At 73.1% G+C, this 24,056-nt stretch carries 28 protein-coding genes; 14 read left to right on the top strand and 14 right to left on the bottom strand.

Translation table 11 applies throughout. The features are described from left to right. Position 1: 1 nt before the first annotated feature. A complete protein-coding gene (locus VK501_RS09710; protein WP_324337061.1) occupies positions 2-841 on the bottom strand; it encodes an alpha/beta hydrolase in 840 nt (279 codons plus the stop codon). Then, the gene (locus VK501_RS09705; protein WP_324337059.1) at positions 838-1,299 is read right to left on the bottom strand and encodes a hypothetical protein; all 462 of its coding nucleotides are present in this window, start codon (positions 1,297-1,299) and stop codon (positions 838-840) included. Before VK501_RS09705 ends, VK501_RS09710 begins: the two co-directional genes overlap by 4 nt. A gap of 23 nt (positions 1,300-1,322) precedes the next feature. Here VK501_RS09705 and VK501_RS09700 point away from each other — a divergent pair, with 23 nt between their 5' ends. Further along, entirely contained in the window at positions 1,323-2,630 is a 1,308-nt protein-coding gene (locus VK501_RS09700) for an MATE family efflux transporter (protein ID WP_324337058.1), read from the top strand. Positions 2,631-2,826: 196 nt separating this feature from the next. On the opposite strand, the gene VK501_RS09695 is transcribed toward VK501_RS09700, so the two are convergent. Both VK501_RS09695 and VK501_RS09690 read right to left on the bottom strand, forming a co-directional pair. After that, the gene (locus VK501_RS09695; protein ID WP_324337056.1) at positions 2,827-3,264 is read right to left on the bottom strand and encodes a thioesterase family protein; all 438 of its coding nucleotides are present in this window, start codon (positions 3,262-3,264) and stop codon (positions 2,827-2,829) included. Further along, positions 3,261-4,043 (bottom strand): UDP-galactose-lipid carrier transferase, encoded by a 783-nt coding sequence (locus VK501_RS09690; protein ID WP_324337054.1) that lies wholly within the window; start codon positions 4,041-4,043, stop codon positions 3,261-3,263. The genes VK501_RS09695 and VK501_RS09690 overlap by 4 nt, the downstream gene beginning before the upstream one ends. Here VK501_RS09690 and VK501_RS09685 point away from each other — a divergent pair. Then, positions 4,042-4,437 carry a helix-turn-helix domain-containing protein gene (locus VK501_RS09685; protein WP_324337052.1) on the top strand — a complete coding sequence of 132 codons (396 nt, stop codon included), beginning with the start codon at positions 4,042-4,044 and terminating at the stop codon, positions 4,435-4,437. The genes VK501_RS09690 and VK501_RS09685 overlap by 2 nt on opposite strands. A gap of 66 nt (positions 4,438-4,503) precedes the next feature. Here the strand turns inward: VK501_RS09685 and VK501_RS09680 are convergent, their stop codons facing one another. Continuing rightward, positions 4,504-5,838: an HD-GYP domain-containing protein gene (locus VK501_RS09680; protein ID WP_324337050.1), complete on the bottom strand. Its 1,335-nt coding sequence runs from the start codon at positions 5,836-5,838 to the stop codon at positions 4,504-4,506. A gap of 293 nt (positions 5,839-6,131) precedes the next feature. Between VK501_RS09680 and VK501_RS09675 the strand changes: the two genes are divergently transcribed. From VK501_RS09675 to ileS, 5 genes are all read left to right on the top strand, one after another. Next, a complete protein-coding gene (locus VK501_RS09675; RefSeq protein WP_324337048.1) occupies positions 6,132-7,040 on the top strand; it encodes a MerR family transcriptional regulator in 909 nt (302 codons plus the stop codon). 18 nt (positions 7,041-7,058) lie between these two features. Next, positions 7,059-7,544 carry a hypothetical protein gene (locus VK501_RS09670; protein ID WP_324337046.1) on the top strand — a complete coding sequence of 162 codons (486 nt, stop codon included), beginning with the start codon at positions 7,059-7,061 and terminating at the stop codon, positions 7,542-7,544. 120 nt (positions 7,545-7,664) lie between these two features. Beyond that, positions 7,665-8,552 (top strand): MerR family transcriptional regulator, encoded by an 888-nt coding sequence (locus tag VK501_RS09665; RefSeq protein ID WP_324337044.1) that lies wholly within the window; start codon positions 7,665-7,667, stop codon positions 8,550-8,552. Between the two features lie 47 nt (positions 8,553-8,599). Further along, a complete protein-coding gene (locus VK501_RS09660; RefSeq protein WP_324337042.1) occupies positions 8,600-9,034 on the top strand; it encodes a MarR family winged helix-turn-helix transcriptional regulator in 435 nt (144 codons plus the stop codon). A 44-nt stretch (positions 9,035-9,078) separates the two neighbouring features. Continuing rightward, complete coding sequence (gene ileS / locus VK501_RS09655; protein ID WP_324337040.1) at positions 9,079-12,207, top strand: isoleucine--tRNA ligase; 3,129 nt, start codon at positions 9,079-9,081, stop codon at positions 12,205-12,207. A 423-nt stretch (positions 12,208-12,630) separates the two neighbouring features. Here the strand turns inward: ileS and VK501_RS09650 are convergent, their stop codons facing one another. Further along, on the bottom strand, positions 12,631-12,828 hold the full coding sequence (locus VK501_RS09650; protein ID WP_324337038.1) for a hypothetical protein: 198 nt from the start codon (positions 12,826-12,828) through the stop codon (positions 12,631-12,633). Between VK501_RS09650 and VK501_RS09645 the strand changes: the two genes are divergently transcribed. Then, the gene (locus VK501_RS09645) at positions 12,821-13,084 is read left to right on the top strand and encodes a hypothetical protein (protein WP_324337036.1); all 264 of its coding nucleotides are present in this window, start codon (positions 12,821-12,823) and stop codon (positions 13,082-13,084) included. The two genes, VK501_RS09650 and VK501_RS09645, sit on opposite strands and share 8 nt — an antisense overlap. On the opposite strand, the gene VK501_RS09640 is transcribed toward VK501_RS09645, so the two are convergent. Both VK501_RS09640 and VK501_RS09635 read right to left on the bottom strand, forming a co-directional pair. Further along, complete coding sequence (locus tag VK501_RS09640; RefSeq protein ID WP_324337034.1) at positions 13,081-13,416, bottom strand: hypothetical protein; 336 nt, start codon at positions 13,414-13,416, stop codon at positions 13,081-13,083. The two genes, VK501_RS09645 and VK501_RS09640, sit on opposite strands and share 4 nt — an antisense overlap. Before the next feature lie 137 nt (positions 13,417-13,553). Next, positions 13,554-14,384 (bottom strand): hypothetical protein, encoded by an 831-nt coding sequence (locus VK501_RS09635; protein WP_324337032.1) that lies wholly within the window; start codon positions 14,382-14,384, stop codon positions 13,554-13,556. 249 nt (positions 14,385-14,633) lie between these two features. Between VK501_RS09635 and VK501_RS09630 the strand changes: the two genes are divergently transcribed. Continuing rightward, on the top strand, positions 14,634-14,969 hold the full coding sequence (locus VK501_RS09630) for an MGMT family protein (RefSeq protein ID WP_324337031.1): 336 nt from the start codon (positions 14,634-14,636) through the stop codon (positions 14,967-14,969). Here VK501_RS09630 and trxA read toward each other — a convergent pair. From trxA to VK501_RS09615, 3 genes are all read right to left on the bottom strand, one after another. Then, positions 14,966-15,295, bottom strand: coding sequence for a thioredoxin (gene trxA, locus VK501_RS09625; RefSeq protein ID WP_324337029.1), 330 nt, complete (start codon positions 15,293-15,295; stop codon positions 14,966-14,968). The genes VK501_RS09630 and trxA overlap by 4 nt on opposite strands. Positions 15,296-15,400: 105 nt before the next feature. After that, a complete protein-coding gene (locus VK501_RS09620; RefSeq protein WP_324337028.1) occupies positions 15,401-16,093 on the bottom strand; it encodes a stage II sporulation protein M in 693 nt (230 codons plus the stop codon). Between the two features lie 63 nt (positions 16,094-16,156). After that, on the bottom strand, positions 16,157-16,885 hold the full coding sequence (locus VK501_RS09615; protein ID WP_324337026.1) for a polyprenol monophosphomannose synthase: 729 nt from the start codon (positions 16,883-16,885) through the stop codon (positions 16,157-16,159). Positions 16,886-16,923: 38 nt separating this feature from the next. Between VK501_RS09615 and polX the strand changes: the two genes are divergently transcribed. After that, positions 16,924-18,693, top strand: a complete 1,770-nt coding sequence (polX, locus tag VK501_RS09610) for a DNA polymerase/3'-5' exonuclease PolX (protein WP_324337024.1) — start codon at positions 16,924-16,926, stop codon at positions 18,691-18,693. Between the two features lie 99 nt (positions 18,694-18,792). On the opposite strand, the gene VK501_RS09605 is transcribed toward polX, so the two are convergent. Further along, positions 18,793-19,770, bottom strand: coding sequence for a glycosyltransferase (locus VK501_RS09605; protein WP_324337022.1), 978 nt, complete (start codon positions 19,768-19,770; stop codon positions 18,793-18,795). A gap of 23 nt (positions 19,771-19,793) precedes the next feature. Here VK501_RS09605 and VK501_RS09600 point away from each other — a divergent pair, with 23 nt between their 5' ends. Beyond that, positions 19,794-20,501, top strand: a complete 708-nt coding sequence (locus VK501_RS09600) for a DUF554 domain-containing protein (RefSeq protein WP_324337020.1) — start codon at positions 19,794-19,796, stop codon at positions 20,499-20,501. 65 nt (positions 20,502-20,566) lie between these two features. Here the strand turns inward: VK501_RS09600 and VK501_RS09595 are convergent, their stop codons facing one another. Both VK501_RS09595 and otsB read right to left on the bottom strand, forming a co-directional pair. Then, complete coding sequence (locus tag VK501_RS09595) at positions 20,567-21,094, bottom strand: hypothetical protein (protein WP_324337018.1); 528 nt, start codon at positions 21,092-21,094, stop codon at positions 20,567-20,569. Beyond that, positions 21,095-21,907, bottom strand: a complete 813-nt coding sequence (otsB, locus tag VK501_RS09590; RefSeq protein WP_324337016.1) for a trehalose-phosphatase — start codon at positions 21,905-21,907, stop codon at positions 21,095-21,097. A gap of 17 nt (positions 21,908-21,924) precedes the next feature. Here otsB and VK501_RS09585 point away from each other — a divergent pair, with 17 nt between their 5' ends. Genes VK501_RS09585 through VK501_RS09575 form a run of 3 tightly spaced genes read left to right on the top strand, consistent with a single transcriptional unit; the run spans position 21,925 to position 24,055 of the window. Then, positions 21,925-22,314 (top strand): sulfite exporter TauE/SafE family protein, encoded by a 390-nt coding sequence (locus tag VK501_RS09585; RefSeq protein WP_324337014.1) that lies wholly within the window; start codon positions 21,925-21,927, stop codon positions 22,312-22,314. Beyond that, complete coding sequence (locus tag VK501_RS09580; RefSeq protein WP_324337012.1) at positions 22,311-22,685, top strand: sulfite exporter TauE/SafE family protein; 375 nt, start codon at positions 22,311-22,313, stop codon at positions 22,683-22,685. Before VK501_RS09585 ends, VK501_RS09580 begins: the two co-directional genes overlap by 4 nt. Beyond that, positions 22,682-24,055 carry a sensor histidine kinase gene (locus VK501_RS09575; protein WP_324337010.1) on the top strand — a complete coding sequence of 458 codons (1,374 nt, stop codon included), beginning with the start codon at positions 22,682-22,684 and terminating at the stop codon, positions 24,053-24,055. Before VK501_RS09580 ends, VK501_RS09575 begins: the two co-directional genes overlap by 4 nt. Position 24,056: the final 1 nt, after the last annotated feature.

Genomic DNA, 24,056 nt, shown 5'->3' with positions numbered 1-24,056 from the left:
ATCAGCCGAAGAACGCCACGAGCTCGCGAGCGACCCCTACAGGATCGTCGTAGGCCATCAGGTAGCCCGTCCCCGGGAGCACGCGGAGCATCGCGTCGGGAAGCAGGTCGAGCGCCTCCTCGGCGCCGCGAAGCGGATGGTGGCGGTCCTCGTCGGCCCACAGCAGCAGCACGGGGAGGTCGAGCTCGGGCAGCAGGTCGAGCACCTGGCGCCGCGGCCCGCGCGGCAGGTTGCGCGCCAGCCGCGCCCACGAGCGCGCGAGGTTGGCGTTGCCGCCGACGTCGGCCATCGCGTGGCGCACGAGGTCCTGGGCCTCGGGCACCTGGCGCGCGGTCAGCGCGACGCCGCGCTCCGGCCGGAACGCGAGCTTCACCGCATGGCCGGCCACACGGTCCAGCCCCGGCAGCCCCGCCGCGCGCGCGGCCGCCAGCCACGCCCCGTGGGCCTTGGGCCGCTCCGGCGGCCGGTGCAGCCGGCACGGCATCAGCGCCATCCGCGCCGGCGACAGGAGGCCCAGCTCCATCGCGCGGACCAGCAGGTCGCCGCCCAGCCCGTGGCCGCCGACCAGCGGCCGTCGGCCGCCGACGTCGATGCAGAACGCCGCGAGCACGCCGGCCATCCAGTCGAACGTGTACGGGTGGCGCGGCCGGTCCTCGGAGTCTCCGTGCGCCGGCAGGTCGGGCAGTACGAGCCGGAACCGGTGCGACAGGCCCTCGACGGCCGGCTCGAACTCGCGATGGCTGAAGCCCGCCGAGTGCACCAGCACGAGCGGCGGCCCCGTCCCCGTCTCGCGGTAGGCGATGCGGGCGCCGTCGCCGGCGTGCCACAGGCGCAGCCTCACCCGCGATCGGCTCCGGCGGCCTGGCCGGCGGCCAGCGCCCGCGCCACGGCGGGCGAGATGTCGCGTAACCCCGTGCCGGTGACCGAGACGCGGCGCGCCAGCTCGGCGGAGATTCCGTTGGACCGCCCCGCGCCCGCGTCGACCGCCGCGCTCAGATACCCCAGCTCGCGCGCGGCCGCGACGTCGCCGCCGTCGCGGACGCGGCCGGCCAGCGTCTCGGCGGTCCGGTGGACGACGGCACCGAGCTCCTGCAGCTGGCCGTCGGTGCGCACGCGGCGCAGGCAGTCGGAGATCGGGACGCCGCCGGGCAGGCGGACGTCGCCGGGCGCGGCCCGCAGGGCTCGCTCGTAGCCGGCCTGGTCGGTGGTGGTGCAGGTCGTCGGCATCGGCGGGTCGTCGTTCGTGCACGCCCCCGTGGCGAGCGCGAGACCGAGGGCGAGGGCGGCACGGCACCTCATCGGGGTCATCGTAGAGTGGCGGCGTGCGGCGACGCTCGCCCTACGACCGCGAGATCATGCGGCTGGCGGTCCCCGCGCTCGGCGCGCTGGCGGCCGAGCCGCTGTACCTGCTGGCCGACACGGCGATCGTCGGCCACCTGGGCACCCCGCAGCTCGCCGCGCTGGCGCTCGCCGCCGCGGTCCTCGGCGCGGTCGTCAGCCTCTGCAACTTCCTGACCTACGGCACGACCGCGATGGTCGCGCGCCTGCACGGCGCGGGCGAGGACGAGCGCGCCGGCGAGATCGCCGCCCAGGCGCTGTGGCTGGCGCTCGGGATCGGGACCGTGCTGGCGGCGACCGTCGCGGCGCTCGCCGACCCGCTGATGGCGCTGGTCGGTGGCTCGGGCCACGTCGCCGACCTGGCCGCGCGCTACCTGCGCCTCAGCGCCCTGGGGCTGCCGTGCGCGCTGGTGGCCCTTGCCGCCCAGGGCTACCTGCGCGGCGTCGGCGACCTGCGTTCGCCGCTGGTCGTGGTCGTCGTGGCCAACGTCATCAACATCGTCCTGGAGCTGCTGTTCGTCTACGGCTTTCAGTGGGGCCTGGACGGATCCGCCGCCGGAACGGTGCTCGCCCAGCTCGGCATGGGGGTCGCGTTCGCCGCCTACCTGCTGCGCGCGCCCGCCCGCTCGCGCCGTCCGCACGCCGAGCTCCTGCGACGCCTGACGCGCATGGGCTCGCACATCGTGGTGCGGACCGGCTCGCTGCTGCTCGCGTTCGTCATCGCCGGCGCGGTCCTCGCGCGCGAGGGCGCCGACAGCCTCGGCGCCCACCAGGTCGCCTTCCAGCTCTTCATCTTCCTGGCGCTCGTGCTCGACGCCATCGCCATCGCCGGACAGGTGCTCGTCGGGCGGATGCTGGGAGCGGGCCGGGCCGCGGATGCCATGGCGGCCGCGCGACGCATGTGCGCGTGGGCGCTCGTCGCGGGCTGCGCGATGGCGTCCGGCCTCCTCGTGCTCGAGGACGTCCTGCCGCGCGTGTTCACCAGCGACCCCGACGTCATCGCCCGCGCGCACGAGCTCTGGCCGCTGTTCGCGCTCATGCAGCCGATCGGCGCGCTGGTCTTCGCGCTCGACGGCATCCTGCTCGGCGCGGGCGACACGCGCTACCTCGCCTATGCGATGGCCTTCAGCGCGTTCGGGGTCTTCGTCCCGATCGCGCTGCTGTCGCTGCACCAGGGCTGGGGCGTCCAGGGTGTCTGGTGGGGCATCGACGCGCTCATGGTCGCCCGCCTGCTGACCATCGGCGCCCGGTTCCTCGGGCGCCGATGGGTCGTGCTGGGCGCGCCGGCCTAGCCTGGAAGACCGCTCGGAGCGTGGTCCCTGATCCGCCGCGGGTTTCGCCCCCCGGGGCGAACACCCGCAAGGGAACCTGGCCCCCTGGGCCAGCGTTCCCCTAGGAGACTGTGTCGCTACCGCGACTGGGGACCCACCTCCGGCGGCGACGGCTGGCCGTCGTGGGCCTCGGCCTCGCTGGCCGCCTACGGCACCCCTAGCCCGCCTGGGCCGCGGCGCCGGACTCCGACGCCGCCTCGGCCTGGAGCGTCTCGCGCAGCGCGTCGGGCAGCGGCGAGGCCTGCTCCGCCGTGTAGTCGAAGCCGACGAGCACGCCGTAGCCCTCGGCCACCAGCCGCGAGCCCACGCGCATCTCGAACTCGACGCGGAACGACGAGCGCTTGACGTTGCCGATCGAGCACTTGACGTCGACGACCTCGTCGAAGACGACCGGCGAGCGGTAGTTGATGTGGCACTCGGCGAAGATGAGGCCGAACTCGTCGCGCTCGGGGTTGGCCGGGTCGTGGGCCGGGACGATCTCGCGCAGGTACGCGATGCGAGCGGTCTCGAAGTACCGCAGGAACACCACGTTGTTGAGGTGGCGCATGGCGTCGAGGTCGCCGAAGCGCACGCGTTCGGTGTGGGTGTAGCTCATACCTTCGTCTCCGGTTCCAGTGGTTCAGGGACCACGAAGCCGCGCGCCGCGGCTCCGCGCTCGATCTGCTCGATGGCGGACTCCATCACCTTCACGCGGGCGAAGCGCTTGGACTCCGCCTCGACGAGGATCCAGGGTGCCTCGAGCGTGTCCGTGCGGGCAAGCATCTCCTCGACCGCCTCGACGTACTGCGGCCGCTTGGCGCGGTTGCGCCAGTCCTCGTCGGTGATCTTCCACCGCTTCAGCGGGTCCTTCTCGCGGCGCTCGAAGCGGCGCAGCTGCTCCTCGTCGGAGATCTGCAGCCAGTACTTGACGATGATCGTGCCCTCGGCGGCAAGCGTGCGCTCGAAGAACGCGATCTCGTCGTAGGCGCGGCGCCACTGCTCCTCGGTGGCGAAGCCCTCGACGCGCTCGACGAGCACGCGGCCGTACCAGGAGCGGTCGAAGATGGTCATGCCGCCGAGGCCGGGCAGGGCCGGCCAGAACCGCTGAAGGTAGTGATGGCGCTTCTCGTCGGGCGTCGGCGCGGCGTACGACGCCAAGCGCACGTGCCGAGCGTCCAGCGACGCGACGAGGCGCTTGATCGCCCCGCCCTTTCCGGAGGCGTCCCAGCCCTCCACGACGAGGGCCAGGCCGGGACCCAGCCGGCCGCCGCCGTCGAGCTTGCCGCCGAGCGCGAGGCGCAGCTGAGCGAGCCGCCGACCGGCCTTCGCGAGGCGCTCGTCCTGCTCGGAGCGCTTCAGCTTGAGGGTCAGATCCAGCTCGTCGAGTCGGCCCATGGACGCAAGGATGCTCTCAGACGGAGTGCTATGGGCAGGCCAGAAGGCTGAAACCTGCGCAAAGCCGCCAGGACTGTCGCGAAGTCGTCGCCGGCCCCTAACACTGCCATTCATGACGCGGTCCACGCATACCAGCCGCCTGGGTCTCACGACCTCGGAGGCGGCACGTCACCTCGGTGTCTCCCTCTCCACCGTTCGCCGGTGGTCCGACATGGGATACCTGCACGGCTACCGGACCCCCGGCGGCCAACGGCGATTCCCGGTCGGGGAGCTCGACGAGTTCGTCTCCTCCTTGGAGGACCGCACGAACGGCGCCGGCCGCTTCGTGCGGGAGAGCGACGGGGAGGCCGCCGCGCCGGCGGAGTCCCCGGCCGACGTGCCCCGCAAGCCGTAGGCCGCCGGCGGCGTGGCCGCCCGCCCGCTGGTGCATCCGCCGCTCGATCCCCGATCGAGCGGGGCCTCAGCCTGCGGAGGCGGCCTCGTTCATCCGGCGCTCGATCGCCAGCTCCTCGTCGTAGTCGGCGGCGTCGGCGTGCCGGTACTCGGTGCCCTGGCCCGCCAGCAGCTCGGCGAGGGCCTCGACGTAGTCGCCGTCCAGCTGCGTGCCCGCGACGCGGCGCAACTCGGTCAGCGCCTCGAACGAGCTCAGGCGCGTGCGGTACGTGTCCGGCGCCGTCAGCGTGTCGTAGACCTCGGCGACCGCGATGATCTTGGAGATCTCCGGGATGTCCTCGGCGGTCAGCCGCTTGGGGTAGCCCTTGCCGTCGGGGCGCTCGTGGTGGGCCACGATGATCTCCGACAGCGGGCCGTAGACGCCGATGTCGCGCAGCATGTCGGCGCCCAGCTCGGGATGGCGCCGGATCGCCAGCCAGTCGTCCTCGGTCAGCACGACGCCGCGCTCCATCACGCGGTCGCTCAGCGCGAACCGGCCGATGTCGTGCAGCAGCCCCGCGGTGTGCGCCAGCTCCTGCTCGCGCTCGGACATGCCCACGTGGCCGGCCATGTCGCGCGCGAAGCGGGCGACGGCCGCGCAGTGCCGTGCGGCGCGCTGGTCGCGGGCGTCGAGCGTGCGGATCAGCCCGCTGAGGACGCCCCACGAGAGGTTCGCGTACTCCTTCGTCCGCTCCCGGGCGGCCGTGACCAGCCGCGTCATGTAGCTGAACGCCAGCAGCGCGACGAGCACGAGCGTGATGACCGCGAACCCGGTCTGCACGTAGGCGGCGCCGATCGCGGTGACCAGCGCGATGTTGATGGCGATGGTCGGTGCGAGGTCGGCCAGCGCGCGCACGCGGTCGCGCAGGGGCTGGCCGTCGAGGAGCGCCATCCCCACCCCGACGAGCTCGGAGTTGACGACGATCACCGCGCCGCTGGACGCCGCCAGGGCGATCGCGAACTCCGCGCTGTCGCGATCGAGGCGCAGCGCGTGCAGGACCGCGGCGGCCAGGACCGTCGGCAGGGCGCTGCCGGCGAGGTTGATGAGCAGCGGGACGCGCCGGTAGCGCTCGACGGTCCAGCCGACGAGCTCGGCGACGACCGGGACGGTGAACGCCGCCGCCGGGCCCAGGAAGCACGCCGCCAGGATCCCGCACAGGAACGCGCCCGAGACGAAGATGCGCTGGTGCGAGACGTCGACGGCCAGCAGCCGCGAGACCGCCGCGCACCCGACGAGGACGATCCACAGCGGATCGTCGAGCGTCCCCGGCTCGACGATCGCGAAAGAGGCGGCGACGAGCAAGCCCGCGACGGCAAGGCCAGCCGCAAGGCGCGGGCGCTCCACCACGTCTGCCCCGCTCACAGCGGAGACGCTACACGGCGCCTCCGCAATGGTCCATGGGCAGGTGCGTCTAGCGGCCGCCGACGTACCCGGCGAGCGAGGCGATGACGGCGAGGGCGCCGGCGTAGGGCAGGGCGCGGACCTTGAGGTTGTTCATGACGAGCCTTCCGAGAGAAAGTGGACGAACGGTGGACGTGCTGACGGCCGCGAGCGTAAGCTGACTCCGTGCCTCTGCACGGGAAGTTGCGCAAAATCGATGCACTTTGTGACCTAGGCGGGACTAAAGCTGTACGCCGTGATCCCGTTCATCAGCCGTGCGCACGCTGAAGACCTCCGAAGCGGCTGCCGTCTTGAACGTCAGCCCCAACACGCTCCGTGCGTGGGAGCGTCGTTTCGGCTACCCCAAGCCGCAGCGCTCGCCGGGAAAGCACCGCCTCTACACGCACGGGGAGATCGCCGCGCTCCGGGACGCGTTGCAGGAGGGGCTGTCGATCTCGTCGGCCATCTCTCGCGCGCGGGAATCGGTGGCGGCCGACACCCACGTGCTGGTCGGCGCGCTCGCGGCCTTCGAGCTGGAGCGGGCTGACGCGGCGATGGAGGGCGCCCTCGCGCTGCGCTCGGTCGAGCGCTCCGTCGAGGAGGTCCTGCTGCCGTCGCTGGAGGAGATCGGCGACCGTCATGGCACGGACTCCGCTCCGTGGGCCCTCGCGGCCCGCTGGGCGAGCGAGTGGCTGATGCGGGCCCAGCGCCTGTCGCCGCCGCCCGACCGCCGGCCCGCCGTGCTGCTCGGCGACGCGACCGGCGACCAGCTCGACCCGGATGCGCTCGCGCTCCGTGCGCTCGAGCTGTGCGTCAGCCGCACCGGGCTGCGGACGGTCACGCTGCCCGTCAACGGCCTCGCGGGCCTGGGCGACGTGGTGTCGTCCTACGAGCCGCGCGTCGTCGTGATCGCGGGCGGCGAGGAGCAGGACGACGACGTCGCCCGCTGGGCCTACCGCGTGCGGGCCACCGCCGGCGCGCTGCCGGTCCTGCTGTTCCGCCGCGGCGGAACGGGTCGCCCCCGCACGACGGGCGCACGGCATCTCGCCGGGTCGCCCACGCAGGCCGCGGGGCAGCTGGTCGACCTCGCCGAAGGCGGCGTCCGCCACGCCGCCGCAGAAGAGCCCCTGGAGTTCGACGATGCGGTCCTGCCCACGCCACGCCGGCGCCGGCTGACCGCCTGAGCCTGAGGAGGATCCCGCTTGAGCTTCGCGCGCCCATCGCTGCATCTCGTACCGGATCCGGTCGATCCCACACCGCTGGTCCGCTTCTGCGGGCACTGCGGCCAGGCGCCGCCGACGGCGATGGCCGCCCGCTCGCGGGTCTGCGCCCTCTGCGGCCTGGGCGTCGTGATCACCGCCGCGCAGGACCTCGCGCCGCGCAAGGGCGAGTCCTTCATCATCATCGACCAGCAGCTGAAGCTCTGCGGGCTGTCCCGCGGCGCCGAGCGCGTGCTCGAGGTCGACGAGCCCGACGCGGTCCACCGCCACATCTGCGACTTCCTGGAGCCGGCCGACGCCGAGGCCGGCCAGGGCGACGAGCTGCTGCAGAGCATCATCACCAGCGGGTTCGCCGAGCCGCGCACGCTCGTCGTGCGCCCGGCCGGCGAGTACGGCGTGCGCTACGCCGCCCGCGTCGGCGCCTGCGGCCCGCCCGCCGGTGCGCTGATCGTGCTTTCCACGGTCTGATCCGAGGGCCCCGCGTCGGCGCGCGCGGGGCGCCTCCTCCTGCTGCAACACGGTGCCCGTCCTGCACCGGACCTTGCGCAAGTTGCGCCAACCCTCTCAAAAGGCGAAGACTGTCTGGCAATGGGTGGCTCGATCCGGACAAATGCCGCGGCAGCGATGCTCGGCGTCAGCCCCAACACGCTGCGCTCCTGGGAGCGCCGATTCGGCTACCCCGAGCCCAAGCGCACCGCAGGAGGTCATCGCCAGTTCGACCTCGCGGAGATCGAGGCGCTGCGTGCCGCCTTCGAGGAGACGCAGAACATCTCCTCGGCGGTGTCGGTCGCCCGTGAGCGCGGCACCGGCCCGGCGTCGCCGGCCCGCCTGGAGTCCGCCTTCGGCCGGTTCGACGAGGACGGCGCCGACCGCCTGATCGAGGAGAGCCTCACGGTGCGCTCCGTGGAGCGCACGATCGAGGAGGTGCTCCTGCCGACGGTCGAGTCCCTCGCCCCGGCGCCCGGCGCGCCGCCCACGCCCGAGTACGGCTTCGCCTGGCGCTACGCCACCGGCTGGCTGGCCGCGACCCAGCGCGTCGCGCCGCCCGCGTCCCGCCCCGAGGGCGTCCTGGTCTTCGACGCGTCCCGCGCGCCCGAGGCCGAGGCGCTGCAGGCCCAGGCGCTCGAGCTGATCCTGCGCCGCGGCGGCCTGCGCACGCTGACGCTGACGGCCGACTCGGACCCCAACCGCCTCTCGCACGCCATCACCGCGCTGGACCCACGCGCGGTCGTGCTCACGGGCCGCGGCGCCTCGCTCGACGCGCTCGGCCGCCTGGTCTTCACCGCCCGCCGCGTGGCCGGCGAGGACGTCGCGATCCTCGACTACCGCGGGGCGATCCCGCACGCGGGCAGCAGCACCGTCGAGGTGCTCCCGGACGGCCCGCTGGCCGCTCGCGACGCGATCCTGGCCCGCATCGACGGGCGCGCCGGCACCGGCCGCTTCGTCCGCGGCGAGTCGCGCGCCATCGGGCTGTAGACCAAAGGTTCGGAGCCGTCCGAGCCGCGCGGCATGATGCCCGCGCGATGACGCTTCCCGAGCTTGGCGATCCCCTGGCCCACCGTGCCTTGGACTCTCTGCTGCGCGCGGAGGCGAGCGTCCGGCGCCGCCTCTCGGCCGATCTGGAGCGCGAGCACGTCTCGGCGTCCGGCTTCTCGGTCCTGGTCGTGCTGTCGACCGCAGGTGGCGAGCTGGAGCTGCGGGCCCTGCGCGCCCGGCTGCGGACGTCGAAGGCCAACGCGACCGAGGTCGTGACGACGCTGGAGACGCGCGGGATGGTCCAGCGGTTCCGGCTGGCGCACGACCGCCGTGCCGCGTCCGTGCGCCTCACCGTGCAGGGGCGCGAGCTGATCGACCGGCTGTTCCCCGAGCACACGCGGCGGGTGCAGGATGCGTTCTCGGTGCTCGACGAGGCCGAGAAGCGCATGCTGGCCGACATCTGCCGCAAGCTCGCTGCGTAGCGCTGCGCTACCTGCGGTAGCGCAAGCCATATCCTGGGCCGCTCATGGCCCGCCGTCCCGTCGACTCGAACCAGTCCTTCCCCGCCCTCGAGGAGCAGGTGCTCGCGCGGTGGCGCGAGCGCGACGTCTTCGCCGAGTCGCTGCGCCAGCGCGAGGGCGCCGACCGCTGGGTCTTCTGGGAGGGTCCGCCAACCGCCAACGGACGGCCGGGCGTCCACCACGTCCTGGCCCGCGCGTTCAAGGACATCTACCCGCGCTACAAGACGATGCGCGGGCATCTCGTCGAGCGCAAGGGCGGCTGGGACACCCACGGCCTGCCGGTCGAGATCAACGTCGAGAAGGCGCTCGGGCTCCACAACAAGCACGACATCGAGGCCTACGGGATCGCGGAGTTCAACGCGAAGTGCCGCGAGTCGGTGTTCGAGTACCTCGAGGACTGGAACCGCCTCACCGAGCGGATCGGCTTCTGGGTCGACCTCGACAACGCCTACCGCACGCTCGATCCCTCCTACATCGAGTCGGTCTGGTGGGCGCTGCGCCAGATCGCCGACAAGGACCTGCTCTACGAAGGGCACAAGGTCGTCCCGTACTGCCCGCGCTGCGGCACCGCGCTGTCGTCGCACGAGCTGGCGCTGGGCTACAAGGACGTCGTCGACCCGTCGGTCTACGTGCGCTTCCCGGTGGTCGAGGACGGCGGCCCGGTCCAGGCCGGCGACGAGCTGCTCGTCTGGACCACGACGCCGTGGACGCTGGTCTCCAACGCCGCGGTCGCCGTCGATCCCGAGCTGACCTACGTGCGCGCCAAGACCGGTGCGCTGGAGGCGCCGGTGGTGCTCGCCGAGGCGCTCGTGGCTCGGGTGCTCGACACGGATCCCGAGCATCCCGTCCAGATCCTCGCGCGCTTCCCTGGCGCCGCGCTGGACGGCGTGCGCTACGACCCGCCGTTTCACTACATCAAGGGCGACGAGTACGGCGAGCGCGGCCACACCGTGCTGCTCGGCGACTTCGTCACCGCCGACGACGGCACCGGCCTGGTGCACACCGCGATCGCCTTCGGCGAGGACGACTTCCGCCTCGGGGCGCAGTACGGCCTGAAGGTCGTGAACCCCGTGCGCCTGGACGGCACCTACGACGAGCGCATCAAGGGCTACGAGGGCCGGTTCGTCAAGGACGCCGACGCCGACCTCGTCGAGGACCTGCGCGCCCGCGGGCGCCTGCTGCGCGCGCAGGAGTACGAGCACAGCTACCCGCACTGCTGGCGCTGCGGCACGCCGCTGCTCTACTACGCCAAGCCGTCCTGGTACATCGCGACGTCGAAGCTGCGCGACCGGCTGCTGGACGCCAACGACCACGTCACCTGGCATCCCGACCACGTCAAGACCGGGCGCTTCGGCCGGTGGCTGGAGAACAACGTCGACTGGGCGCTGTCGCGCGAGCGCTACTGGGGCACGCCGCTGCCGGTGTGGCGCAGCGAGGACGGCGAGGAGACCCACGTCATCGGCTCGTTCGCCGAGCTCGAGGAGTTGTCGGGTCAGAAGCTCGAGGATCCGCACCGGCCGTTCGTCGACGAGATCACGTTCACCAGCCCGTCGTCGGGCAAGCTGATGCGGCGCGTCCCCGAGGTCATCGACGTCTGGTTCGACTCCGGCGCGATGCAGTTCGCCCAGTGGCACGCGCCCTTCGAGAACGAGGAGCGCTTCGAGCAGGCGTGGCCCGCGGACTTCGTCTGCGAGGCGCTGGACCAGACGCGCGGATGGTTCTACTCGCTGCTGGCCGTCTCGGTGCTGCTGTTCGACGAGGCGCCCTACCGCGACGTCGTCTGCCTCGGCCTGATCCTCGACGAGGACGGGCAGAAGATGTCGAAGTCCAAGGGCAACGTCGTCGATCCGTTCGAGGTCCTCGACCGCTTCGGCGCCGACGCGCTGCGCTGGTACTTCTTCTCGTCCAAGCAGCCGTGGGACGGCTACCGGTTCTCGGAGGAGACGATCGCCGAGGGCGTCCGGCTGTTCTTCAACACCTTGTGGAACACCTACGGCTTCCTCGTGCTCTACGAGAACGCCGCGGGCGAGGCGGCGACGGCGGATGCGGACGCACCCACCCCTCCGACCGACCTCGACCGCTGGGTGCTCTCGCGCCTGGGCGCGACCGTCGAGGTGGTCACCGAGCGCCTCGACGCGTTCGACGCGACGACGGCCGCGCGCGAGATCGCCGCGTTCGTGGACGACCTCTCCAACTGGTACGTGCGGCGCTCGCGCCGGCGCTTCTGGGAGGGCGATCCGCGCGCGTTCGCGACGCTGCGCGAGTCGCTGCTGACCGTCGCGCAGCTGCTGGCGCCGTTCGCGCCGTTCGTCGCCGACGAGATCTACGACAACCTGGACGGCTCGCAGGGCTCGGTGCACCTCACCGACTGGCCGGTGGCGCCGGAGCGCGACCTCGCGCTCGAGGACGCGATGGCGACCGCGCGCGAGGCCGTGGCGCTCGGCCTACGTGCCCGCGCCGGTGCGAAGGTCGGCCTGCGCCGGCCGCTGCGCGAGGCCGTGGTGGTCGCCGCGGGGCGCGAGCGCGAGTCGCTGGAGGAGCTGGGCGCGATCGTCGGGGACGAGCTCAACGTGAAGTCCCTGCGCTTCGTCGACGAGGCCGACGAGCTGGGCTCCTACGACCTCAAGCCCAACTACCGGACGCTTGGCCCGCGCTTCGGCAAGCTGATGCCGCAGGTGGCGGCGGCGATCGACGCCCTGGACGCCGATCACGTCGCGGTCGCGCTGCGCGAGGGCCGGACGGTGGGCGTCAACGTCGACGGCCACGACCACGAGCTGACCGCGGAGGACCTGTTCGTCGGGCTGCGGCCGCTGGACGGCTTCCAGGTCGAGCGCGAGGGCGGGCACGCCGTGGCGCTGGACCTCGCCATGGACGACGAGCTGCGCCGCGAGGGCTGGGCGCGCGAGGTCGTGCGGGCGATCCAGAACGCGCGCAAGGAGGCGGGCCTCGAGGTCTCGGACCGCATCGCGCTGGCGCTCGGCGGCGACGCCGAGATCCTCGAAGCGGTGCGCGAGCACGAGGAGCTCGTCGCCGGCGAGGTGCTGGCCCTCGAGGTCAGCTACGACGCCGACAGCGCCGGTGCGCAGGCGACGGTCGACGGGCACGCGCTGACGATCGCGGTCGCCAAGGTCTAGGGGTGCCGTAGGCGGCCAGCGAGGCCGAGGCCACGGCGGCCAGCCGTCGCCGCCGGAGGTGGGTCCCCAGTCGCGATAGCGACACGCCTCAGCGGACCGGCTGAGACTCAGCATCTCCCCAGCTTGCTCCAGCATCCTCGGCTCCCGGAGACAGACCAGAAGGAGATCGCAGATGCTAAGTCGGAGAATGAGCAGGCCCCTCGCCATCGGCGCCGCGGTCGTGGTGATCGCAGGCGGCGCCTTTGGGATCGTCAGCGCAACCTCAAGCGGCGGCTCGGCCGGTGCCAGCACCGGACAGACGGCGACGGCGGGATTCGCGGCGAAGGCCGGATCGAACGCGCGGTCTGGACCGGCCGCCGGAGGCGTCGTCGGCACGGTCAGCAGCGTGTCGGGGTCGAGCTTCACCCTGTCGACATCAGGGGGTCAGAAGGTGACCGTCAAGAAGGCGTCCTCCACGACATACCGGAAGGGGACGAGCTCGAGCTCGGCAAGTGCCATCACAAAGGGCGCACCTGTCCTCGTAGTCGGGACGGTCAACGGAACGACCATCACGGCAACGCAGGTCGTCGTGCAACCGGCCAGCGGCGCATCTACGACGTTCACGCCGTCGAAGGTGGTCACCTTCAAGCGCGGAGCACCGAGCACGGCGAAGCAGGACGGCCAGGTCCCGGCGAACTACACCGAGGGCTCTGGGACGATCGTCAGCGGGACGACAGCGAACAAGGCGACTGTCGCGGCGCTGGCCGCCTATCCAGGCGGCGTGGTCGACCGCGTTGTCAAGCTGAGCAACGGCGAGTACGAGGTCCACAACATCGGCGTCAACTGGCCCCACCACATCTTCGTCAACACGAGCTTCAAGGTCGTCGGCGCGAACTAGTCCCGCGCGGTGGTGCCGTCCTCGCCGACGGGGCCAAGCGAGATCGACAGCAGCCGAGCCGCCTCGCGCTCGCCGACGCGGCCGACAAGCCAGTCGCGGGTGGCCACCGACGCCGCGGCTGCGCGCCCACGCAAGTCGGCGTCGGGGTGGCGTTCGGCCGTCAGGTCCGCGCCGAGCATCAGGGCGGCGGCGATCTCGTCATCGGAGCGCCGGTCGCCGCGGGCGCGTGCGAGAGCGAGCATCGCGGACACGTCGACGGCAGCCACCTGCTGGTCGGTCGGCTGCGGCGTGGCGTGGCGCCGGGCGCCGAACACGCGAGACAGGACGCTCACGGGCGCCTCGGGCGATCAGGCGCCGACGGCGATCTGAGGGCGTGGTGCGGGCCGGTGAACATAGCGGTCAGGCTAGCCCCGCGGCGCGCGTGGCCGCGCGGCGCGGGTGGTCGCAACGACGACCGAGCCGGCCGGGCTCACCTCACGGTGATGATCCGGTACATGCCCAGGCGCTCGTGGCCGTCGATGAAGCACAACAGCCCGTAGCGGCCCTTCGTGGGGAACTTGAGCTCCTGGTCGTTGGTGGTGTCGCCCCCGCTCAGGATGTTCTGCGCCATGTACGGCGGCCCGGCGACGAGCTTGTTGAAGGCGCGCTCGCTCGTGACGGCCTTGCCGAGCTTCGCGGTCGTCGTGCCCTTCCGCAGCGGGAAGGCGAGCGCAAAGTGCGCCACGCCGTCGCGGTTCTCGAAGCGCACGGTCCCGGTCTGCTTGAAGGTCGACGCGCCGCGGAAGTGCAGCGCCTGCATGCGCACGGTGGCCGACGGCGCGGGGGCGGTGGCGCCGTTGGCGTCCGTGCCCGACGTGAAGGTCGTGATCGAACGTGTCGTGGGCGCCTTGTCGTTGGGCTGCTCGATGACGAGCACGTAGGTGAGCCCAGGCTTGACGTTGAACGTGACCGCCGCGGAGGACTGGCCCTCCGGGATCAGCGCGCTGGCCTGGATCGACACGAGCCCGATCGACGCTTCGCCCTGGGTCTGCTCCTCGGCGAGGAGCGTCTTCTGGAGCTGGTCGACCGTCACGCCGGGGACGAGCAGGGCCACGTAGGCGTCGAGCTCCTTGGTCACGCCGGCGGGGCGGACGAAGTTCATGCGCGTCGGTCCGGCCGGGACCGGGCCGGCCGGGGCGAGGGTCACCGCCGTCGGGCTGGCGTCCACGGTCACCGTCGGCACCGGTTGCTGGGCGGTGGCCAGCGCCGCCGCGCCCACCATGGCCGCGAGCGTGGCCAGCACCGTCAGATGAAGCCTCATCCCACTCCTCCTCACATCGGCCGTTGCCGGTCTGCGGACGCTATTGCTGCGCGCGCCGTACGACGAGCGCGTCGGTCAGGAGGTCGACCTCGGCGGGATCCGGGTGGCACGGGAACGGCACCGGCTCGTCGCCGAGCCAGGCGCAGTAGGTCGCGCAGGTACGAGAGGGGGTGGAACGTCCACGTCCGCCGGCGGACCGCGCCACGGCCGTACGGGGGCGAGTCTCGGCGCGGCGCGCCCTTGGTGGGCATGAGCGACGCACCTACCACGCAACGACCGACGACGATGGACGCCGAGGCGCTGCGGTCGGTCGTGGAGAGGATCCCGCCCGGGCGCTGGATGAGCTACGGCGACGTGGTGGCGGCTGCGGGTGGCGTGCCGCGCCAGGCGATCGGCGTCAACGGACGGCTGACGCGCCTGGCCTGCGAGGGAGCGCACCGCGTGCTGCGCGCCGACGGGACGGTCGCGGGGACCGCGCTGGGCGACCCTGAGCGGGTGCGCCGGCTGCTGGCCGACGAGGGCCTCGCCTTCGACGGCGGTCGCGCCGACGCGAAGGCGAGGCTGGCCCCCGGAGCGGCGGGTTAGGCCGACAGCACCGGCTCGAGCTCGGCTTCGAGCTTGCGCTTCGGGTAGGCGCCGATGACCTTCTTGGCGACCGCGCCGTTCTTGAAGAGGATCAGCGTCGGGATGCTGAGCACCTCGAAGTTGGCGGCCGTCTGCTGGTTCTCGTCGACGTTCAGCTTCACGATCGTGAGATCGGAGCGCTCGGCGGCGATCTCCTCGAGGATGGGGGCGACGACGCGGCACGGGCCGCACCAGGGCGCCCAGAAGTCGACGAGGACGGGACCGTCGGCCTCGAGGACCTCGGCCTGGAAGTTGGTGTCGGTGACTTCGGAAAGCGTGCCGGCCATGGTCAGGGCTCCTTCAGAGGGGTAAGGGGTCTCACTATACAAAGTGAAGTGCGGTCTCGGTAGCGCCGGCGGGCGTTACGCGCAGCGAGCCTACCCGGGCCGCGCTCAGCGCAGCCAGAGGATGAAGTGGGGCGAGACGTACACCTCGACGAACGCCGCGCCGACGACGAGCGGGATCGCGAGGGCTACGGTGGCGAACGTGGCGGCCAGGAGCTCCTGCCACTGCCCGCGCCGGCTGGAGATCGTCCACGCCGCGAGCGGCAGGAAGAGGCCGATCAGCTCGGGGATCGCGTGGGGCAGCAGGCCGACGATCAGCCGCTCCGACGGCATGCCGCCCTGGGCGGCCAGCGTCGCGGCGGAGTGGCCCAGGACGTAGGCCTGGGTGCACAGCGAGAACGCCGTGGCCGCGAGCACGAACGCGATCGCCAGCGGGCCCGCCTTGTCGTGGACCTTGCGCCACAGGCCGGTGTGGCGCTCGGCCTCCAGCGGCAGCGAGCTGCCGGCGATGAAGCCCGCGACGCAGGCCATCGCGTGCAGCGACAGCACGAGCGAGTTGCGAAAGAGGATGTGGCCGACGGCGTCGAGCGTCGCCGGCTCGTTGAGGCCGGGCTGCAGGAGGCCGCTCGGGTCCGGGGTGGCCAGCTGGGCGACGATCGCCACCGCGACCAGCAGGCCGGCGCACACCGCCGCCGCACCGGCGAACCACGGGCCGACGATCGCCAGCGGCCGCGCGCTCCAGCGCTCCAGCGTGCCGCGCGTGTCGCGCAGGCCTTGGACCAGGACGAGCTCGGGGGCCATCTCCCGGGAGGATCGGCCGCGGGCGGCGCGCGCTTGAACGGCCGGGCGGTCGCGCCGCGGCGCTCAGCGGTCGCGGCGGCGCAGCTGCGGCACGAGGATCATCGCCTCGAGCGCGATCCGCGCCGACATCTTCGACTCGCCGCGCAGGCGGTCGCGGAACGTGATCGGGACCTCGACGACGTCGAAGCCCCGGCGGATCGCGCGGTTGGTCAGCTCGACCTGGAAGGCGTAGCCCTGGGCGCGGATGCTCGGGAGGTCGATGCCCTCCAGCACCTCGGCGCGGAAGCACTTGAAGCCGCCGGTGAGGTCGTGGACCGGCAGCCCGAGGATGATCCGCGCGTACAGCGAGCCCCCGCGGCTCACGAGCCGTCGCACGATGCCCCAGTCGGCCACCGCGCCGCCGGCGACGTAGCGCGAGCCCAGCGCGACGTCGGCGTCGCCGTCGCGGACGGCCGTCAGCAGCCGGGCGAGGTCGGCGGGGTCATGGGAGAAGTCGGAGTCCATCTCGAACACGTAGCCAGCGCCGTGGCGCAGCGCGTGCGCGAACCCGGCGAGGTAGGCGGGCCCGAGGCCGGCGCGCTCGGTCCGGTGCAGCACCTCGACCTCGGGGTGCTCTGCGGCCAGCCGGTCGGCGATGCGGCCCGTGCCGTCCGGGGAGTCGTCGTCCACGACGAGGATGCGGAAGCCCTCCGGCGCCGCCGCGCGCAGCACGCCGAGCGCAGCCTCGACGATCAGCTCGATGTTCTCGGCTTCGTCGAAGGTGGGGAGGATGAGCCACGGGATTCCGGCCATCGAGGCCGCGTAGCCTAGGGACGTAGGCTCCATAGACGATGTCCGACCCCTCCAACGCCGAAGCATTCGCCGGTCTCCGACCCGATCCTTCGAATGCCGCCATCGCCACCGCCTTCGACGAGCTCGGCGACCTCTACGAGCTCGACGGGGCCGTCATCCACCGCGTCGTGGCCTATCGCAACGCCGCCAAGGCCGTGCGCGATGCGCCGATGTCGGTGAGCGCCCTCACCCGCGAGGGGCGCGTGACCTCGCTGCCCGGCATCGGCAAGACGCTCGAGGAGAAGCTCCGCGCGCTGCTGGACACCGGGACGATCCCCGCCGCCGAGAAGCTGCGCGCCAAGTTCCCGCCGGGGCTGGTCGACCTCACCCGCCTCCCGGGGCTCGGGCCCAAGCGCGCCCGCAAGCTCTTCGACGAGCTGGGGATCGACTCGCTCGAGTCGCTACGCGAGGCCGCCGAGCAGGAGCGCCTGCGCGGCGTCAAGGGCTTCGGGCCGAAGTTCGAGGAGTCGGTGCTCGCCGCGTTCGCGGCCGGGGTGTCGGAGAAGGCGGCGCCGCGTCTGCTGCTCAACAAGGCCCAGCAGCTCGGCGAGGCGATCGTCGAGGAGCTGCGCGCGCATCCGGCGGCGGTGCGCGTCGAGCTCGCCGGCGGCGTGCGGCGCCTGGCCGACAGCGTCAAGGACCTCGACATCGTCGCCGCCTCCGAGGATCCGCCCGCGCTGGCCGCGGCGCTCGCCGACCTCGACATCGTCGAGAGCGCGTCGTCGGCCGGCGAGAACGCGGCGCGCGCCCGGACCCACAACGGCGTGTCGATCGACCTGCGCGTCGTGGCGCCCGACCAGTTCGGCAACCTGCTGCAGCACTTCACCGGCTCCAAGCAGCACAACATGCGGATCCGCGAGCGGGCGGTGCGCAAGGGGCTGCACGTCTCCGAGTACGGGATCCTCGACGACGCGACCGGCGACACGCTGCGCTGCGCGACCGAGCACGACGTCTACGCGCGGCTCGGCCTGCCGTGGATCCCGCCGGAGCTGCGCGAGGACCGCGGCGAGCTGGAGCCCGGCTTCGTCGTGCCCGAGCTGATCGAGGTCGCCGACCTCAAGGGCGACCTCCACTGCCACACGATCGCCTCCGACGGGCGCAACACCGCCGAGGAGATGGCACGCGGCGCGCTGGACCGCGGCCTGGAGTACGTCGCGCTCACCGACCACTCGGCGACGCACGGCTTCGGCAACGACGTCAGCCCCGACCAGCTCAAGCGCCAGATCGAGCTGGTCCGCAGGCTCAACGACAAGCTCGACGGCATCGAGGTCCTGATCGGGACCGAGACCAACATCCTGCCCGACGGCTCGCCGGACTACGACGACGACCTGCTCGCGCAGCTCGACTGGGTCGTCGGCTCGGTGCACACGAGCTTCGGGATGTCGCAGGCGGAGATGACGCGGCGGATCGTCACCGCCGTCGAGCACCCCTACATCGACTGCATCGGCCACCTGACCGGGCGCAAGATCGAGTCACGGCTGCCCTACGACGTCGACGTCGACGCGGTCTTCGCCGCCGCGGCCCGCACCGGCACGATGCTCGAGATCAACTCCGCGCCCGACCGCCGCGACCTCAACGACGTCCACGCTCGCGCCGCCCGCGCGGCCGGCGTGCGCATCATCGTCGACACCGATGCCCACGGCGTCTCGACGCAGGGGAACTCCCGGTTCGGCGTGGCGACCGCCCGCCGCGCCGGCTTCACCGCGGCCGACGTGACCAACACGCTGCCCTGGGCCGAGTTCGCGCCGCTGCGCAAGCGCGCGCAGTAGCGCAAGCGGCAGGGGACAAGCGCCAGGGGACAGTCCCCCAACACGCGCCAACAGTGTTAAGCAGCGTTGGGGGACAGTCCCCTTGGCAATCGCGCGGGGTCAGGCGAGCAGGTGGGGCAGCAGCTCGGTCGCCACCACCGCGTCGACCGACGCGCGGCGAAACGGCGCGATCGCCGTCAGCGCGCGGTGGGCGTAGCCGGGGTCCTCGGCGTCCAGCGCCGCGCGCATCGCGGCGCCCAGGGTCGCGGGGTCGGGCTCGGCGACCCAGCCGAGCCCGCCGGTGCGCAGGAGCGGCAGCGCCGCGTAGGGGCCGGGCGCCGGGGTCGTCACGACGCGGCAGCCGTCGGCCAGCGCCTCGAGCTGCGCGATCCCGTAGTCCTCGCGGCGCGGCGCCGTCACATAGACGCGGGCGCGGCGCAGCAGCGCGCGGAACGCGCCGGGCGCCAGCGTTCCCGCGTAGCGCACGCCGTCGTCATCGATGCCCTCGACGCCGGCGACCACCAGCTCCTCGCCGTCGCGGCGCGCGACGCGCCAGGCGGCCAGCACGCGGTCCAGGCCCTTCTTGTAGGGGTTGGTCGCGTAGGTCACGGCGGCGAGGTCGCGCGGCTCGTCGCCGGTCGACGGCTCCACCGGGATCGGCACGACCACCGACGGCGTCGGCGGCGAGCCCGCCTCCACCAACGCGGCCGGATCCTGCGGCACGAGCAGCGGCGCCTGCACCAGCCGCCGGCGCTCGACCGGCCGCTGCCACAGGCCGTGGCGCCCGGGCCGGTTGGCGGCCGCGGGCGCGTCGAAGCGGATCGCGCCCCGCTGGGGCCACAGCAGCGCGGCCGTCGTCGTGGAGTAGACGACCGCGCCGGGCGACGACGCCACGAGCGCCTCGACGGCGGCCCGGCGCGCGGCGCGGGCCCACGCCAGGTCGGTCAGCGCGAGCGTCCGCACCTCGCGCGGCGCGACTGCCCGCGCCAGCAGGACGTCCGCGCCGGCCCGGCGCAGCGCGCCGGCCAGCTCGTCCTCGGCCGCGCGCAGCCCGTGCGTCGACCCGAGGCCGACGAGGAGGACGTCAGGCGAGGGCATCAACTGGCATTGTCCCGCGTCGCGTGACCGGAACCCTCGTCAACGTCGGCGCCATCCTGCTCGGCACCCTGATCGGGGAGCTCGTCGGCGGCCGTCTGACGACCGACCTGCAGACCCGCGTGCTGCACGGGCTCGGCCTCGTGGTGCTCGTCATCGGCATCGACAACGCCCTGGCCTGGCGCGACACGAACTCACTCTTCGTCCTCGGCGGCGTGCTGCTCGGCGGCCTGGCCGGCGAGGCCTTGCACATCGAGGACCGCCTCCAGGCCGTGGGCGACCGCGCCCAGGCACGCCTGCAGCGCGGCGGCGGCGCCGAGGACTCGACGGTCTCCGAGGGCTTCTTCACCGCCAGCCTGGTGTTCTGCGTCGGCGCGCTCGCGGTCGTGGGCCCGATCCAGGAGGGCCTGACCGGCAACCACGACACGCTGTACACCAAGGCGCTGCTGGACGGCTTCGCGTCGGTCGCGCTCGCCGCGAGCCTCGGCTGGGGCGTGGCGCTCTCGGCGATCAGCGTCTTCGTCTACCAGGGGTCGCTCACCCTGGCCGCCGGGCTGTTCGACACCATCTTGGCCGAGGGCAGCGACGCGCTGCTGGCGATGACCTCCGCCGGCGGCGTGCTCATCATCGGGCTCTCGCTGAAGCTGCTCGACATCCAGGACGTCAAGGTCGGCAACTTCCTGCCGGCCCTGCTGTTCGCCCCCGCCATCGCCGGGATAGCGTCGATCTTCTGACCGAGGCCGGTCGGCGACGGCCTCGATAGCGGGCATCGCGTCGATCTTCTGAAGCGGTGCGAGCCCTACGGCCCGACACCGTTGATCGACGGCCGCTCGCGCCGCAGGCCGGGCACGCGCACGAGCTGCATCGGGGCGACGGGTGACGATCGCTCGACGAAGAACGACACGCCGTCGCGCTCCTCGATCGCCTGCACGGCGGACTCCTGGCGCCGCCAGGCCAGCGACCAGATGATGGTGAACCCGGTCGCGATCCCCGGGATCTGCGGGCCGAGGAACGAGAGCGCGCCCGCCGCCACCACCACGAGCAGCAGCGGCCAGAGGCGGTTGGCCATCGTCGCCCCGGGTCGCACCTCGGGCATCATCGTCGCGGCCTTGGCGTCGGCCAGCAGCCTGGCGATCGGCGGGTTGACCTCGTTGCGCCGCCCGATGTACGTCCCGGTCAGCGTCGCCAGCACCCACCAGCCGACGGCGTAGGGGACGACCTGGTCGTTCTGCGTCCCGCCGGCGGCCACGATCGTGAGCACGCCGAGGGTGGTGGCGGCGCCGGCGCTGAGCAGAACGGTCGCGCGCAGGAAGTCGACGAATCGCACCTAGGCGGATCCCGCCAGCACCTCGAGCGCGGCTCGCACGCCGAGCGGTCCGTCGACGAGCACGTCGGCGGACTCCTCCAGCTCCGGCGGCGTCTCGTCGGAGCGCACCCCGACGCAGACGGCCTGGCGCAGCCGCCCGTCGGCGACGGCGCCGCGCAGCGCGCTGAAGGCGTCGAGGTCGGTGCCGTCGTCGCCGGCGAACAGCGCCACGTCGACGTCGCTCTCCTCCAGCAGCCGGTCGACGCCCTTGCCCTTGTGCAGCTCGACCGGCGGCCGGACCTCGAGGATCTTGCGCCCGAAGTGGGTGGCGAACCCGGCGGCCTCGGCGCGCTGAGCCAGCGCGCGCACGGCCAGCTCGGCGGCGTCCTCGTCCGGCGCGCCGCGCCAGTGAAAGCCGAAGATCACGTCCTTGTCCTCGCCGCGGATGCGGAGGCGATGCAGCTCGTCGTCGCGCAGCTGCTCGTCGGCGAAGCGCCGCACGCGCCGGCCCCACTCGGCGACCTCGGGGTCGACCTCGGGCGTCGTCTGGCCACCGCGCAGGATCTCCGCGCCGTGGTTGCCGACGTAGGTGATCGAGCCCAGCGAGACGATCCGGCGCGCGGTCGCGGCGCGGCGGCCGCTGATGCAGGCGACCAGGCCGTAGCGCTTGGCGATCACGATGAGCGGGGCCCGAGTCGGCTCGGGGACGTGCGCGTCGTCGGCATGGCGGACGATGGGCGCGAGCGTTCCGTCGATGTCCAGCAGCACGGCGGCGCGGGCGGGGTCGGCCAGCAGCGGTGCGAGGACGTCGGTCAGGGTCGCGGCAGGAGGCACGCACTTATCATCGCAGCATGCCGCGCCCTGACCCGACGATGGCCGTGGGCGCGCAACGGACGTTGCGCCTGGCGGTGATCGGGACCGCGGCCGGGCTGTTCAGCGGCCTCTTCGGCGTCGGCGGCGGCACGGTGATCGTGCCCCTGCTCGTGCTGTGGCTCGGGTACGGCACGCGGGAGGCGACCGGCACGTCGCTGGCCGCGATCGTCGTCATCGCCGCCGCGGCGATGCTCGCCCAGGGCGCCTACGGCAACGTGCACCTCGGCGACGGCCTGCTGGTCGGCGTCCCCGCGGTCGGCGGCGTGCTCGCCGGCACCGCGCTGCAGCAGCGGGTCGACCCGCGGACCGTGTCGCTGCTCTTCGCGGCGCTCATGGTGGCCACCGCGATCACGATCCTGGTCCCGTGATCGGCGCGATCGTCGTCGGCCTGGCTGCGGGCGTGGTCGCCGGGATGCTCGGCGTGGGGGGCGGCGTGCTGTTCGTCCCCGGCCTGGCGCTGTTCCTCGGCCTCGCACAGGTCGACGCGGAGGCGACATCGCTGCTGGCGATCATCCCGGTGGCGCTGGCCGGCGCCGCCAACCAGCAGCGGTACGGCAACCTGCGGCTGCGCGACGCCGTCGTGCTCGGCGTCCTGGCGATCCCCGCCGCCATCCTCGGCGTGGCGATCGTCAACGCGATCCCGGAGCGGACCGTCGAGGTCCTCTTCGCGCTGTTGATGCTCTTCGTCGCCGGGCAGCTCGTCCGCCGGGCGCTGCGCGCCGAGCCGGAGCGTGCATGAGGTCGGTCGCCCGCCCGCCGCTGGCCGCCGGCGTGGCCGCGTCGATCCTCGGCGTCGCGGCCGCGACCGCGCTGGTGTACGCGCTGCGTCAGCTCGCGCCGGTGCTGTCGCTCGGCGTGGTCTACGTCCTGGTCGTCCTGGTGATCTCGACCTACTGGGGCGTGGTCTTCGGGATCGCCACGGCGCTGCTCAGCGCGCTGGCCTACAACTTCTTCCACATCCCGCCCACGGGCCGCTTCGCCATCGCCGGCAGCGACAACTGGGTCGGCCTGCTGACGTTCCTGGCGGTGGCCGCAGCGGCCAGCGCGGTCGCCGAGCTGGCGCGCGAGCGTGCCGCCGAGGCCCAGCAGCGCCGAGCGGAGGCCGACCTCGCCGCCGGTGCGGCGCGTGTGCTGCTCGGCGGCACGGGCGTGGAGGACGGCCTGGCGCAGACCGCGCAGCGCATCGCCGCCTCGCTGGAGCTGCCGTCGGCCCAGCTCGTGCTCGGCGCCGTGCCGGGCGGCCCCCGGCAGGTGGCCTACCCGCTGATGCGCGACGGCGTGGTGCTGGCGACGCTGCTGGTCCCCGCGGTCCTGCCGGCGGGCACCGACGTCCGCCTGCGCGAGCGGATCGTTCCCGCCCTGGAGGTGATCCTGGCCGGGGCCATCGAGCGCGAGGCGCTGCTCGACGAGGTCGTCGAGACCGCGTCGCTGCGCCGCAGCGACGACCTCAAGACCGCGATCCTGCGCGCCGTCTCGCACGACCTGCGCTCGCCGCTGACCGCCATGATCTCCTCGGGCGAGGCCCTCGGCTCTCCGGCGCTGGACGCCGAGGACCGCGCCGAGCTGAGCCGCGCCGTCGTCGAGGAGGGCGCCCGGCTGGAGCGGCTGATCGGCAAGCTGCTGGACCTCTCGCGGCTGCAGGCCGGCGAGGCCGCTCCGCGCCTGGAGTGGACCGACGTGGGCGAGGTGCTGACCGCGGCGCGCGACGAGCTCGGGCGCCCGGACCTGGTGACCCTGCAGCTGGACCGCGACCTGCCGCCGCTGCGCGCCGACGCCGTCCAGCTCGAGCGCGCCTACGCCAACCTGATGGAGAACGCGCTGGCCCACGGCGGCGGCCAGCCGGTCTCGGTGCGGGCCCGCGCGGTCGGCCACCGCCTCGTCGTGCGCGTGGTCGATCGCGGTCCCGGCGTCCCGCTCGCCGAGCAGCCGCGGATCTTCACGCCGTTCTACCGCGGCACCGGCTCGGCGACGACCGGCTCGGGCCTGGGGCTGGCGATCGTCAAGGGGTTCGTGGAGGCCAACGGCGGCGCCGTGCGGGTCGAGTCGCTCCCCGGCCAGGGCGCGTCGTTCGTCGTCGAGTTCCCCATCGGCGACCCCGACCCCGGCTAGC

The organism is Baekduia sp. (assembly GCF_035318805.1).
Taxonomy (GTDB): Bacteria; Actinomycetota; Thermoleophilia; order Solirubrobacterales; family Solirubrobacteraceae; genus Baekduia.
Note: the sequence above shows the minus strand (reverse complement) of the source record. Positions and strands in the feature narration are given on the sequence as shown.

Excerpts from the sequence above, each read along its gene's own strand:
- VK501_RS09705 (WP_324337059.1), bottom strand. The coding sequence starts at position 1,299 with ATGAGGTGCCGTGCCGCCCTCGCCCTCGGTCTCGCGCTCGCCACGGGG.
- VK501_RS09695 (WP_324337056.1), bottom strand. The coding sequence starts at position 3,264 with ATGAGCTACACCCACACCGAACGCGTGCGCTTCGGCGACCTCGACGCC.
- VK501_RS09685 (WP_324337052.1), top strand. The coding sequence starts at position 4,042 with ATGGACGCAAGGATGCTCTCAGACGGAGTGCTATGGGCAGGCCAGAAG.
- VK501_RS09690 (WP_324337054.1), bottom strand. The coding sequence starts at position 4,043 with ATGGGCCGACTCGACGAGCTGGATCTGACCCTCAAGCTGAAGCGCTCC.
- VK501_RS09665 (WP_324337044.1), top strand. The coding sequence starts at position 7,665 with ATGGGTGGCTCGATCCGGACAAATGCCGCGGCAGCGATGCTCGGCGTC.
- VK501_RS09660 (WP_324337042.1), top strand. The coding sequence starts at position 8,600 with ATGACGCTTCCCGAGCTTGGCGATCCCCTGGCCCACCGTGCCTTGGAC.
- ileS (WP_324337040.1), top strand. The coding sequence starts at position 9,079 with ATGGCCCGCCGTCCCGTCGACTCGAACCAGTCCTTCCCCGCCCTCGAG.
- VK501_RS09635 (WP_324337032.1), bottom strand. The coding sequence starts at position 14,384 with ATGAGGCTTCATCTGACGGTGCTGGCCACGCTCGCGGCCATGGTGGGC.
- VK501_RS09630 (WP_324337031.1), top strand. The coding sequence starts at position 14,634 with ATGAGCGACGCACCTACCACGCAACGACCGACGACGATGGACGCCGAG.
- trxA (WP_324337029.1), bottom strand. The coding sequence starts at position 15,295 with ATGGCCGGCACGCTTTCCGAAGTCACCGACACCAACTTCCAGGCCGAG.
- VK501_RS09620 (WP_324337028.1), bottom strand. The coding sequence starts at position 16,093 with ATGGCCCCCGAGCTCGTCCTGGTCCAAGGCCTGCGCGACACGCGCGGC.
- VK501_RS09615 (WP_324337026.1), bottom strand. The coding sequence starts at position 16,885 with ATGGCCGGAATCCCGTGGCTCATCCTCCCCACCTTCGACGAAGCCGAG.
- polX (WP_324337024.1), top strand. The coding sequence starts at position 16,924 with ATGTCCGACCCCTCCAACGCCGAAGCATTCGCCGGTCTCCGACCCGAT.
- VK501_RS09605 (WP_324337022.1), bottom strand. The coding sequence starts at position 19,770 with ATGCCCTCGCCTGACGTCCTCCTCGTCGGCCTCGGGTCGACGCACGGG.
- VK501_RS09585 (WP_324337014.1), top strand. The coding sequence starts at position 21,925 with ATGCCGCGCCCTGACCCGACGATGGCCGTGGGCGCGCAACGGACGTTG.
- VK501_RS09575 (WP_324337010.1), top strand. The coding sequence starts at position 22,682 with ATGAGGTCGGTCGCCCGCCCGCCGCTGGCCGCCGGCGTGGCCGCGTCG.